Origin of the sequence: Streptomyces sp. F63 (assembly GCF_018070345.1) — a bacterium.
GTDB lineage: Bacteria > Actinomycetota > Actinomycetes > Streptomycetales > Streptomycetaceae > Streptomyces.
In genome coordinates, this window is the sequence record NZ_JAGPXX010000014.1 from 1 (window position 1) to 11,881 (window position 11,881).

Annotated in this window: 6 protein-coding genes; 5 read left to right on the plus strand and 1 reads right to left on the minus strand. The window is 75.7% G+C overall.

The genetic code is table 11. The features are described 5' to 3' along the window. Positions 1 to 1,026: 1,026 nt before the first annotated feature. The 5 genes from KBZ10_RS16185 to KBZ10_RS16205 all read left to right on the plus strand — a co-directional run bounded on the left by KBZ10_RS16185 (position 1,027) and on the right by KBZ10_RS16205 (position 10,297). Positions 1,027 to 2,460 (plus strand): serine/threonine protein kinase, encoded by a 1,434-nt coding sequence (locus KBZ10_RS16185; RefSeq protein ID WP_210988359.1) that lies wholly within the window; start codon positions 1,027 to 1,029, stop codon positions 2,458 to 2,460. Positions 2,461 to 2,606: 146 nt separating this feature from the next. Beyond that, positions 2,607 to 4,214 (plus strand): serine/threonine-protein kinase, encoded by a 1,608-nt coding sequence (locus KBZ10_RS16190; protein WP_210988360.1) that lies wholly within the window; start codon positions 2,607 to 2,609, stop codon positions 4,212 to 4,214. Positions 4,215 to 4,433: 219 nt separating this feature from the next. Next, the gene (locus tag KBZ10_RS16195) at positions 4,434 to 6,248 is read left to right on the plus strand and encodes a serine/threonine-protein kinase (RefSeq protein WP_210988361.1); all 1,815 of its coding nucleotides are present in this window, start codon (positions 4,434 to 4,436) and stop codon (positions 6,246 to 6,248) included. Positions 6,249 to 6,492: 244 nt separating this feature from the next. Continuing rightward, positions 6,493 to 8,172 (plus strand): succinic semialdehyde dehydrogenase, encoded by a 1,680-nt coding sequence (locus KBZ10_RS16200; protein WP_210988362.1) that lies wholly within the window; start codon positions 6,493 to 6,495, stop codon positions 8,170 to 8,172. A 217-nt stretch (positions 8,173 to 8,389) separates the two neighbouring features. Next, entirely contained in the window at positions 8,390 to 10,297 is a 1,908-nt protein-coding gene (locus tag KBZ10_RS16205; RefSeq protein WP_210988363.1) for a GMC oxidoreductase, read from the plus strand. A 156-nt stretch (positions 10,298 to 10,453) separates the two neighbouring features. Here KBZ10_RS16205 and KBZ10_RS16210 read toward each other — a convergent pair whose 3' ends face one another. Then, positions 10,454 to 11,617: an LAETG motif-containing sortase-dependent surface protein gene (locus KBZ10_RS16210; RefSeq protein ID WP_210988364.1), complete on the minus strand. Its 1,164-nt coding sequence runs from the start codon at positions 11,615 to 11,617 to the stop codon at positions 10,454 to 10,456. Positions 11,618 to 11,881 lie beyond the last annotated feature (264 nt).

Here is an 11,881-nt window from a genome sequence, read left to right on the forward strand (position 1 = left end):
ACCGCGGACGGCAGGCAGCCCCGCTCCCGCGCGATCGCGGCCTACTCGGCGGGAGCCCGCGCCGCCGCCCGCGCCCAGATCCAGCCCCGGCCCGGAAGCCGGCCCCAGCCCCGGGCCCAGCCCCAGCCCCAGGCCCAGCCCGGGAGCCGGCCCCGGCCCGAGACCCGGGTCCGTCCGCTGTCCGCCCTGCCGGACCCGAACGGAAGCGCGACCGATGGCTCCGGACGGCGGGGCCCGTCCGGGGACCCGGCCCGTCCCGGTGCGCCCGGTACCGCCGTGCCGGGTGGTACGAGCGGTACGTCCCCGGGCCTGCCCGGGCCCGCGCTTCCGGGCGGTGCCCTGGGCCCCGCCGTGCCCGGCCGGGTCCTCCCGGAAGGCGATGTGCCCGGCGCGGCCGTGCCGGGCGGTGTCCTGCCGGGCCCCCGGCCGGGGCCTGCCGATCAGAGCGGCACCGCGCCCGGCCCGGCCGTTCCGGGCGGTGCCGTACCCGGTGGCGGAGGGGCCGGCTCCGGTGAGCCCCGGTGGCCGGGTGCGGGACCCGTCCCGGGGCCCGGCGGGCCGGCCGCGCCGCACCGGGGCGGGCTGCCCGAGGCTCCCGTCCCGGCGGAGTCCCGCTGGCACGGCAGTACGGGACGGCCCGGACGCCCGGGTATGCCCCCCGGCTCTCCGGGCGGTGCGCCGCACGGCGGCGGGCCGCACGGCGGCGGGCCGCACGGCGGCGGGCCGGCCCCGTCCGCCGGACGCGGACCGGGAGCCGGCGGTGATCCGGAGCAGCTGCCGGAGGGCACGGACCGTCCGGACCGGGTGTCCGGCCGCGCGGACGGTCCGGACCGGAACCCGGCCTCCCTGCCGCCCGCCGAACGGCACGTCGGCAGCCGTGCGCTGCCCCCCGGAGCGCCCCCCGGAGCGCCCCCCGGAGCGCGCCCCGGCCCGCAGGACCGTCCCGAAGCCGCCGGCCGGCCGCCGTACCACTCCGGTGCCGTCGAGCAGGCCCGGCCACCGGGTCCCGTGGAGCCGGCCCGCCGGGTGAGCGGGGAGCGGCCCGGCTCCGCGGGCCCGGACGGCACCGCGGCCGCCCCGGCGAGCCCGTACGCCGCCCCGTCCGCCGGCGGCTGGGGCGGGACGCCCGGGACCGGCCCGGGCACCGGGCGTCACCAGCGCGGACCCACCACCCCGCTGGCCGCCGAGCGGGCCCGCCAGGCCCGCATCCTGGTCGTCGGCGCCGTCACCGAGCGCTGGGCGCCCGAGCAGGCCGGCCCCGTGCACGCCAACTGGCAGCTCGCACCGCCCATCGGTCCCGCCACCGACCTGTGGGCCGTCGGCGCGCTCCTCTTCCGTGCGGTGCAGGGCCATGCGCCGTACCCGGAGGAGAACGCGGCCGAGCTGGTGCAGCTCGTCTGCACCGAGGCGCCCGCGTTCGCCGAGGAGTGCGGCGCGCTGCGGCCCGTGGTCGAGTCGCTGCTGCGCCAGGACCCCACCGAGCGCCCGGAGTTCGAGGAGCTGCGCGGCTGGCTGCGCTCGATCGTCCGGACGGCCCCGGAGCCGGACGTCGGCGTGCGCACGGTCACCGTCCCCTCCCTCGGCTCGGGTGCGGACACCGACCCGCGGCGGCTTCCGGTGGTACGCCGCCGTGGCGAACTGGTGCGCCGGCGCCGGGGTGGCGGGGCGGTGGTGCACGGCCGGCACAAGCGGGTGAAGGAGCACCGGCACAGCCCGCGCCGCCTGGGACGGCTGCTGCTTCTGCTGATCCTGCTGGCGCTGGCCGGGGCCGTCGCCTACGCGATGCTCTTCATGCCCCGTGCCGGTGACACGGCCGGTGGCGGTACCGGCCGCGCCGGCACGGCCGGAGCGGTGAGCCCGGCTCCGTCCGCCGGCGCCTCCTCCGGTGCGGAGCCGGGCGACCGGGGGACGGCGGGCGGCGGGGAGCGCGGGAACGAAGAGGGGGAACAGAAGGGCGAGCAGGGGGAGAAGGAGGAGAAGGACGAACCCGGTGACAGCGCCGGCCTCGCCGAGGGCTTCGAACTCCGCACCGACCCGGAGGGTTTCCGGATCGCCGTGCACGAGGGCTGGGAGCGGCGCGGCGCGAACTCCCTCGGCCAGGTCCGCTACGGACGGGGCGCCTTCGAACTGACCGTTGTCCCGGGGCGGGACACCGTCGAGGAGTTCGGCAGCGACCCGATGGCCTATCAGCAGGACGCCGAGCGGGAACTCGCCCCGTTCCGGGAGTCGCAGTGGTCCTCGGCCTCCGGGCTGCGGCGGATCGAGGTCGGGCAGACCTCGATGGCCGAGGGGGTGTTCACCTGGCGGGACGACGCCGACCGGCAGATTCACACCCGCAATCTGGCGATGATCATTGACGGCCGCTACCACCTGGTGCTGGTCTCCGGACCGGTCGCGGACAAACAGGAAGTGGCCCGCTTCTTCGAGCAGGCGACCGCCACCTACCGGCTCACGGGCTGAGCGGTGGGCCGCGGCCGGAAGGCCGCAGGGGTGCCGGACGCCGGGGCCGGGGTCTGGCCGAAAGACGTTCCCGGCCGGGAAGTTTAAACGGAACCGGCAGGCGCAGGCCCTCGGATCGCCCGAAAACCTGGGGCACCATGGGCACCATGGGGAGCTTCGGGGCGGAGAGCCCACTCATCGCCGGCCGCTACCGCCTGGACTTCCGGCTCGGCCGGGGCGGCATGGGCACCGTGTGGCGCGCCACCGACGAACTGCTCCGGCGGCACGTCGCCGTCAAGGAGGTCCATGTCGGCGAGGGTCTCCCGGGGAGCGACGTGCGGTCGCAGCGCGAGCGCACGCTGCGCGAGGCCCGTACGGTCGCGCAGCTGCGGCATCCCAGTGTGGTCGTCGTCCACGACGTGGTCGAGGAGGACGAACGCCCCTGGATCGTCATGGAGCTGATCGTCGGTCAGACGCTGGCCGACCGCATCGCCGCCGAGGGCTCCGTACCGCCGCGGGAGGCCGCCCGGATCGGGCTCGCTCTGCTGGGCGCGCTCCGCGAGGCGCACCGGCACGGGGTGCTGCACCGGGACCTCAAACCCGCCAATGTCCTGCTGGAGGCCCCGGCGGGGCGCGTGGTGCTGACGGATTTCGGTGTCGCCCGGATGGACGGCGGCTCGACGATCACCGAGAGCGGCACTTTCGTCGGCTCCCCCGAATACACCGCCCCGGAGCGGATGGCGGGCACCGGAGCCGGACCGGAGTCCGACCTGTGGTCGCTGGGGGTGCTGCTGTGCGCGGCGCTCAGCGGTCGCACCCCGTTCCACCAGGACTCGCTGGGCGGGGTGCTGCACGCCGTCATGGCGGGCGACATCAGGCCGCCGGAGGCCGCACGCCCGCTGCTCCCCGCCATCCTGGGGCTGCTGGAGCGCGATCCGGCGCGCCGGATGGGAGGGGCCGAGGCGGAGGAGCTGCTGACGGAGTACCTGCGCACCGGCCGGATGCCGGAGGTGCCGCGGTTCGCGCGGGCCGAGGGCGGACGGGCCGGCACGGGCGGGGGCGCCGGTGCGGACGCCGCCGGGCGGGCCGGGTACGCGGGGCCGCCGCCGGACGCCGTCCGCCCGGGGGACGGCCACCCGGTCGGGCCGCCGCCCGGTCCGCTGCTGCCGCCGCGCGGGAGCCGGCACCGGGGGCGCACGGCGCTGGCCGCGGCGCTGATGGTCGCCGCGGCGGGCGGTACGGGGGTGGCCGCCGTGGCGATGCTGGTGAACGGCGACACCCCACTGGACGAGCGGCCGACCTCGACCTCCCGCCCGGACGGGACGACGGACGATGACGGCGACGGAGGAGGCGGCGGCGGAGGCGGCAGCCGGGGGCCCACGCGCCCGACGGCGACGCCCAGTGCGTCCCGCTCCTCCGCGCGCCCGGGTCCCTCCGGCAGCGGACCGTCGACCTCCGGATCGCTGCCGCCGGGCCCGTCCGGAACGGGGAGGGCCGGGCGCAGCGCCCCGCCCTCCGCGGTGTCCCGCGCGCCGGACCGCCTCTCCGGACCGCCCGGGGCGCCTGAGCCGGCCCCGGCCGCGGGTGCGCCCGCGGCGGAGGCCCCGCTCCCGTCCGTCCCGGAGGTGACCGTGCCACCGCTCACCGGCCGCCTTCCGGCCGCCTCCGGGGCCGGCGAGGCGGGCACGGGCGGCGACGGGGCGCCGGAGCGCCTGCGGGCGGACGAGGAGGCGGCGGCGGGCTGTGAACGCGAACACCCGCGCGCGCCCTGGTAGCCGGCCGGTGCCGCGGGCGGCGCTGCGCCGGCGGCGGCCGTGCGCCGCTCCGTCCGCCGTGCCGGCGGATGGAGCGGGTGCTCGTCCCGGGGCCGTACCGCGCCCTGTTCCCGGGGCCGTACCGGCCCCGCCCCGCCCCGGGGCCCGCTGTGTCACGGTGCTGCACCGCCGCGGCTGACCGACTGGAACCGGGCGCGGGCGGACGGCCATGATGGGGACATGAAGAACGACGGGGGACGGGCCGACGAGCCCACCAGCTATCTGATCCCGCCACCGGGCACACCCGCCGCGACACCGGCCCCGGCCGCGGGTCCGGCGGCGGGTCCGGCCGCGGACCCCGCCGGGGCTTCCGCTCCGGGACACGCCCAGGCGCCCGCGGCCCCGGTGCCCGGCGCCACGCCCCACCCGCCGCCCGCGCAGCCGCCCGCCCGGGCGTCCGCGCCCCATCCGGCACCCGGACCTGCGGCCCCGGCGCCCGGGCCCGCAGAGGCGGCCGCCACCCCGCCGCCCCCGTCCTCGCCCGGGGCCGGCGCGGGTACCGCCGGCCCCGCGCCCGGCCGGACGATCGGCGGCCGTTACCGCCTCCTGTCCCGGCTCGGGCACGGCGGCATGGGCACCGTGTGGCGGGCGCGGGACGAGGTCGTCGACCGGGACGTGGCGGTCAAGGAGCCCCGGGTGCCCGACCAGTTGAGCGAGCAGGAGCGGCAGACCGTCCACCAGCGGATGCGGCGCGAGGCCCGCTCCGCGGCGGCCATCGACCATCCGTCCGTCGTCACCGTGCACGACGTGGTGGTGGAGGACGGGCGCCCGTGGATCGTCATGGAACTCGTCCGCGGGCAGTCGCTGGGGGACCGGCTCGGCGAGGGCACCCTCGACCCGCGGGAGGCCGCCCGGGTCGGCCTGGCCGTGCTGGGCGCGCTGACCGCCGCGCACGAGGCGGGGGTGCTGCACCGGGACGTCAAGCCGGACAACGTCCTGCTGGGCCGGCACGACCGGGTGGTGCTCACGGACTTCGGCATCGCGCAGGTCGAGGGGGAGCAGCGGCTCACCGAGACCGGCGCGTTCGTCGGCTCCCCGGAGTTCATCGCGCCCGAACGGGTGCTCGGCCGGCTCCCCGGGCCGGAGTCCGACCTCTGGTCGCTGGGTGTGCTGCTGTACGCGGCGGTCGAGGGCATGTCACCGTACCGGCGTTCCAACACCCCGGCGACGCTGCAGGCCGTGCTCTCCGCCGAACCGCCCACGCCGGCGCGGGGCGCGGGGGCGCTCGGCCATCTCGTCATGCAGCTGCTGCGGAAGGACCCGGCGGCGCGCCCCGCACCGGCCGAGATCCGGCAGGTCCTGGAGAGCGTCGCCCGCCCGCCGCAGCCGCTCCCCGTCGTGCCGCGGACCCGCGCCATGACGGGGGGCGGCCCGGGCGGTCCGCGCGGCCTGCTCCGCACCACGCGCGGCCGGTTCGGGCTGGGGGGCGGGCTGCTGGCCGCGGTGCTCGCCCTGGTGCTGGTCATCGCCGATCCGTTCGGCGAGGACGGGCCTCCGGAGAACTGGCGGGTCCGGGAGGAGGGCGAGATCGTCAAGGCCTCCCTGTTCCTGCCGCCCGATTACGAGCGCACCGACTCCGAGGAGGGGTACGTCACCTTCGCCGACCCCAGCGGTGTCTACGGCGTCGAGCTCTGGCGGGATCAGGACACCGGGGAGCCGGACGACTCCCCGAACCCGGACACGGCGGAGAAGGCGGCCGAGGAACTGGTGACGTACTACGGGTCCGGAGCCGAGAACTCCATGGAGGAGGCCCGCAGCACCACGCGCCGGGCGACCCAGCAGGAACGCGAGGCGGTCCAGGTCTTCACCACCTACCGGGACTACGGCGCGCGCGAGGACGACATCACCCGGCACTTCCGGGAGCACGTCTACGTCAACGGGGAGAGCGTCGTCTGGCGGCTCCGGGTGCGGATGCCGGCCGAGGGCCACGCGCGCCCGGAGGGCGAGAAGCTGTTCGACGAGATCGTGCGCCATCTGGAGATCCGGGAACTCTGAACGCGGCGGCGCCGGCCGCCGGCGTCCCGGCGTCCCGGCCGCCGGTGGCGGCCCTCCGGGGCGCCGGGCCACCGCCAAGATCTTTCCCGGGCACACAACCCTCACTGGTCGGCCATGAAAACTCCCTGACCAGGGCCCTTTTGCCAGTAATCACTGGCGTGGTCCCGCCTTTTCGTTCCACCGCGGTGAAATCGGTGTTACTGCCGGGTACACAAACGAGGCGCCCCGGCATACCCTCACCCGCATGACGGAGACGCAGGCGCAGAACTTCCCGCAGGACACCGCAGCACCCGCCTCGGCCGGCGGCGCCCCGGTCCCGCCCGCCCGGGCGGACGTGACCGGCGGCAACCCGGTCTTCACCGCCCCGGCGGGCACCCGCACCGCCGCCGAGGTGGTGACCCCGGAACTCGTCGCCCAGCTCACCGCCGGCCTCACCGGCACCGGCCGGACCGCCAACCACACGCCGTTCACCGGCGAGCGGCTGGCCGAGCTGCCCGAGTCCACCCCCGAGGACGTGGCCGCCGCGTTCGAACGGGCCCGTGAGGCCCAGCGGGCCTGGGCCGCCGTCCCCGCGCGCAAGCGGGCCGCGGTGCTGCTCCGCTTCCACGACCTGGTGCTGGCCCGGCAGGACGAGGTCCTGGACCTCATCCAGCTGGAGACCGGCAAGGCCCGGATGCACGCCCACGAGGAGGTGCAGGCCGTCGCCATGGCCGCCCGCCACTACGGCCGCCGCGGCCCGGCGTATCTGCGGCCCAAGCGGCACACCGGCGCCGTCCCCGTCCTCACCAAGGTCACCGAACTGCGCCAGCCACGCGGCGTCGTCGGCCAGATCGCCCCCTGGAACTACCCGCTGGAGCTCTCCGTCGGCGACGCGCTGCCCGCCTTCGCCGCCGGAAACGCCGTCGTGATGAAGCCCGACACGGAGACCGCGCTCACCGCGCTCTGGGCCCGGCGGCGGCTGATCGAGGCCGGGCTGCCCGAGCAGCTGTGGCAGGTCGTCATCGGCGAGGGCCCGGTGGTCGGCCCGGCCGTCGTGGAGCACGCCGACTACGTGTCCTTCACCGGCTCCACCCGCACCGGCCGCACCGTCGCCCAGAGCGCGGCCGCCCGGCTCATCGGCTGCTCGCTCGAACTGGGCGGCAAGAACGCCATGCTGGTGCTCGACGACGCCGACCTGGACAAGGCCGCCGAGGGAGCCGTCCGCGCCTGCTTCTCCTCCAGTGGCCAGCTCTGCATCTCCATCGAACGTCTCTTCGTCCACGAGTCCGTCGCCGACGCGTTCCTGGAGCGCTTCGCCGCCCGGACGAAAGCCATGAAGCTCGGCACCGCCCTGGCCTACGGCGCCGACATGGGGTCCCTCGTCTCCGAGCGCCAGCTGGAGACGGTCAGCCGCCATGTCGACGACGCCGTGGCGCGCGGCGCCAAGGTCGTCGCCGGCGGCCGCGCCCGCCCCGACGTCGGCCCGCTGTTCTACGAGCCGACCATCCTCGACGGCGTCGCGGACCCGATGGCCGTCTGCGGCGAGGAGACCTTCGGCCCCGTCGTCTCCCTCTACCGTTTCACCGACGAGGACGAGGCGATCGAACGCGCCAACGCCACCGCGTACGGGCTCAACTCCAGCGTCTGGACCAGGAACGGCCGCCGCGGCCACGCCGTCGCCGCCCGGCTGCGCACGGGCACCGTCAACGTCAACGAGGGCTACGCCGCCGGCTACGGCAGCGTCCAGGCGCCGATGGGTGGCATGGGCGACTCCGGGCTCGGCCGCCGGCACGGCTCCGAGGGCATCCTCAAGTACACCGAGGCGCAGACCGTGGCCCACCAGCGGCTGATGCCCCTCGCGCCGTCCTTCGGGCTGACGGACGAGAAGTACGCGGCGCTGATGTCGGTGAGCCTGCGCGCCATGAAGGCGTTCCGGCTCCGCTGAACGCCGGCCGGGCCGCCGGGCGTTCCGGCCCGGACCCCGGCCCCCGGACCCCACCCCCGATCCCCCGGATCTCCCGATCCCCGACCCCCTGGCGCCGCCGGCACCGCGAGCACCCCGCGGACCGGCGCCGCCGGGCGCACGACCCCACACCGCACCCGCCCGACGGCACCACGGGCGCGGCCGGAACAGAACCACACAGCATGGGAGGGCCGACACCGTGGCCGAAGGCAAGTACGACTACGACGTGATCGTCGTGGGCTCCGGCTTCGGCGGATCCGTATCCGCCCTGCGGCTGACCGAGAAGGGCTACCGCGTCGGCGTCCTCGAAGCCGGCCGCCGCTTCACCCGCGACAGCCTCCCCAAGACCTCCTGGGACCTCAGGAACTTCCTGTGGGCCCCCGCGCTCGGCCTCTACGGTCTGCAGCGCATCCATCTCCTCAACAACGTGATGATCCTGGCCGGTGCCGGGGTCGGCGGCGGCTCGCTCAACTACGCCAACACCCTGTACGTACCGCCGCGCCCGTTCTTCGAGGACCGCCAGTGGGGCCACATCACCGACTGGCAGGAGGAGCTGAAGCCCTACTACGAGCAGGCCCAGCGCATGCTCGGGGTCCGGCTCAACCCGACCACCACCCCCTCCGACGTCCATCTCAAGGCCGCCGCCGAGAAGATGGGCGTGGGGGACACCTTCCACCTTGCGCCGGTCGGCGTCTTCTTCGGCGACGGCAAGGACGCGGACGGGAAGACCCTGGCCGAGCCGGGCGCCGAGGTCCCCGACCCGTACTTCGGCGGCGCCGGGCCCGCGCGCAAGGCGTGCACCGAGTGCGGCGAGTGCATGACGGGCTGCCGCCACGGTGCCAAGAACACCCTCAACGAGAACTACCTCTACCTCGCCGAGCAGGCCGGCGCCGTCGTCCACCCGATGACCTCGGTCACCGCCGTCACCGAGGACGGGGAGGGCGGTTATGCCGTCTCCACCGTCCCGACGAACAAGCGCCGCCGCCTCCGCAGGAAGCCGAAGGTGCTGCGCGCCCGGCAGGTCGTCATCGCCGCCGGCACCTACGGCACCCAGACCCTGCTGCACACCATGCGCGACCAGGGCCTGCTGCCGCGCGTCTCGGACCGGCTCGGCGCGCTCACCCGCACCAACTCCGAGGCCCTGGTCGGCTCCATGACCTCACCGGCCCGCTACCACAAGAAGTACGGCGAGGAGCCGGACTTCACCAAGGGCGTCGCGATCACCTCCTCGATCCACCCGGACGAGAACACCCACATCGAGCCCGTCCGCTACGGCAAGGGCTCCAACGCGATGGGCCTGATGACCACCCTCCAGGTGCCCCACGGCTCCCGGATGCCGACCGCGCTCGCCCACGCCCTGCACTGCCTGCGCCACCCCGTGCTGCTGCTCCGCTCGCTCTCCAACTACCGCTGGTCGGAGCGGACCATCATCGGCCTCGTCATGCAGTCGCTGGACAACTCCCTGACGACGTACCGCAAGCCCAAGGGCCTGGGCAAGGGCCTGCTCACCGCGCGCCAGGGCCACGGCGCGCCCAACCCGGTCTTCCTGCCGGAGGGTGCCGAGGCCGCCCGGCACATCGCCGACGACATCAACGGCTTCGCCGGCACCAACATCGGCGAGGTGATGGGGACGCCCCTCACCGCCCACTTCCTCGGCGGCTGCCCGATCGGGGAGGACGCGGACCACGGCGTCATCGACCCGTACCACCGGCTCTACGGCCACCCGGGCATCCATGTCGTGGACGGCGCCGCGGTCTCGGCGAACCTGGGCGTCAACCCGTCGCTGACGATCACGGCGCAGGCCGAACGCGCCATGTCCCTCTGGCCGAACAAGGGCGACGCCGACTCCCGCCCGGCCCAGGGCGAGGAGTACGTGCGGCTGCCCGCGGTGGAGCCGCGCTCCCCGGCCGTCCCGGACGGGGCCTTCGCGGAACTGCGGCTGCCGGTGATGCTGCCCGTGCCGCCCGTGCCGCCGAAGGCGAAGGCGAAGGTGCCGGAGCCCAGGGCGGAGGAGGCGGCGCCCGCCGCACCCGTGGCCCCGGCGGCGGCCGACGGGGCCGCGGCGGCACCGGAGCCGTCACCGAACGGCCCCTCCGCCGGCGCGTGACCGCCGGGGCGTGACCGCCGGGGGACGCGGCCCGGCCGCGCCCCACGGCAGCCCGGCCTCACGGCCCCCGCGGAACGCGGGAAGGAGCCGCACTCCCCTCCTGGGTGCGGCCCCTTCCTGCCGTGGTGCCGGGGCGACCGCCCCGGCGTGTGCGCCCTACGCGGTGGCGCCCATGTCCCCGGTCCGGCGGCGCCGGACGACGAACACCGCGCCCGCGCCGGCCGCCATGGCGACTCCGCCGATCAGGGCGATCGTGGGCAGCGCGGAGGACGAACCGGTCTCGGCGAGGTTGCCGGTCACCGGCTGCTTCTCGATGCCGCCCTGCGGCTTCGGGCCGGTACCGGTGCCCGGCTTGCTCTCGTCGCCGGGCTTCGGCTTGGCCTCGCCCGGGTCCGGGACCTTCGTGCCCGGCTTGACGACGGTGAACTCGTAGTCGTCCCAGCCCTCGGCGATGCATTCCTGGCCCTCGACGTTGTCGAGGAAGGCGCCGGAGCCGAAGGTGTAGCCGTGACCGGCCGGAGCGTTCTTGTTGATGTTGACGCGGAGGTCGATGGCGACGTAGTCCTTCGCCTTCATCTCCTCGACACCCCAGAAGTAGGCCCCGGCCCACTCCTTGTCGCCGATGGCCATCCACTCGTTCGTGCCCGGCACCCGGAACTGGAGCTGGACGAAGCGGCTGAGGTACTTGTCCTCGTCCATCTGGTAGTTCTCGATCTCGGCGTAGAAGGCGACCTCCTTGAGGCTCTTCTCCGAGGTGTTCGTGACGGTCAGCTTGAAGCCGTGCCAGCCGCTGCCGGCCACGACCTTGCCCGGCAGCCCGCTCAGCTCGGCCGTGACCGCCTGGGTGTAGTTCTCGTCGACCTCTTCGCAGAACAGCGGGAACTCGGGCTCTTCCTCACCCTCGCCCGGCTCGGTGGCGGGGTCCTCGCCCGACTCGGGGGTCTCGCCCTCTTCCTCCCCGGGCTTCTCGCCGTCTTCCTCCCCGGGCTTCTCGCCGTCGCCCGCGGTCTCGCCCTCCGCTGCGTTCCCGCCCTCGGCGGGGGCCGTGCCGGAGTCGGCGTTCTCCCCCTCGGTGCTCTCGTCCTCCGCGGGCTTCTCGTCCTCCGCGGGAGCCTGGTCGTCCCCGGCCTCCTGCACCGGGTCCCCGGGCTCGTCTCCGGCCGCGGGCTCCGTCGTCTCCGTGTTCCCGGGGGACGGGCTGTCCGCGGTGGTGACCGTGGTGTCGTGTTCGTTCGCGTACGCGGCCGGGGCCGCCATCAGCGCTGCCGGGGCGATGACAGCCGTCGCGGCGGCGGTCGCCAGAACGCGGCGAATTCTCATGCAGACCTCTTCGGTCAGCGGTGCCGTCGCATCGCGGCACCGGAAAGAAAGTGTGGAGCCCTGCCGTCGCGGTGGGGGACGCGTCATGGCGGAGCGATCGCCATAAGTGACCGGTAAAGATCGCTGATGGTTGTATGCGACCGCAGAGGTGAATGGTGTGACTCACGCCACAGAAATATGCCGAAGGGCCTCACGGGGCGGTGGCGCGGGGCGGCCATGAGGCCCTTCGGCGGCCGGCGCCGGCGTCGGAAACGCGGGGCCGGA

Bases quoted from the DNA above. Each gene is read 5' to 3' on its own strand.
- KBZ10_RS16190 (WP_210988360.1), top strand. From the start codon at position 2,607: ATGGGGAGCTTCGGGGCGGAGAGCCCACTCATCGCCGGCCGCTACCGC.
- KBZ10_RS16195 (WP_210988361.1), top strand. From the start codon at position 4,434: ATGAAGAACGACGGGGGACGGGCCGACGAGCCCACCAGCTATCTGATC.
- KBZ10_RS16200 (WP_210988362.1), top strand. From the start codon at position 6,493: ATGACGGAGACGCAGGCGCAGAACTTCCCGCAGGACACCGCAGCACCC.
- KBZ10_RS16210 (WP_210988364.1), bottom strand. From the start codon at position 11,617: ATGAGAATTCGCCGCGTTCTGGCGACCGCCGCCGCGACGGCTGTCATC.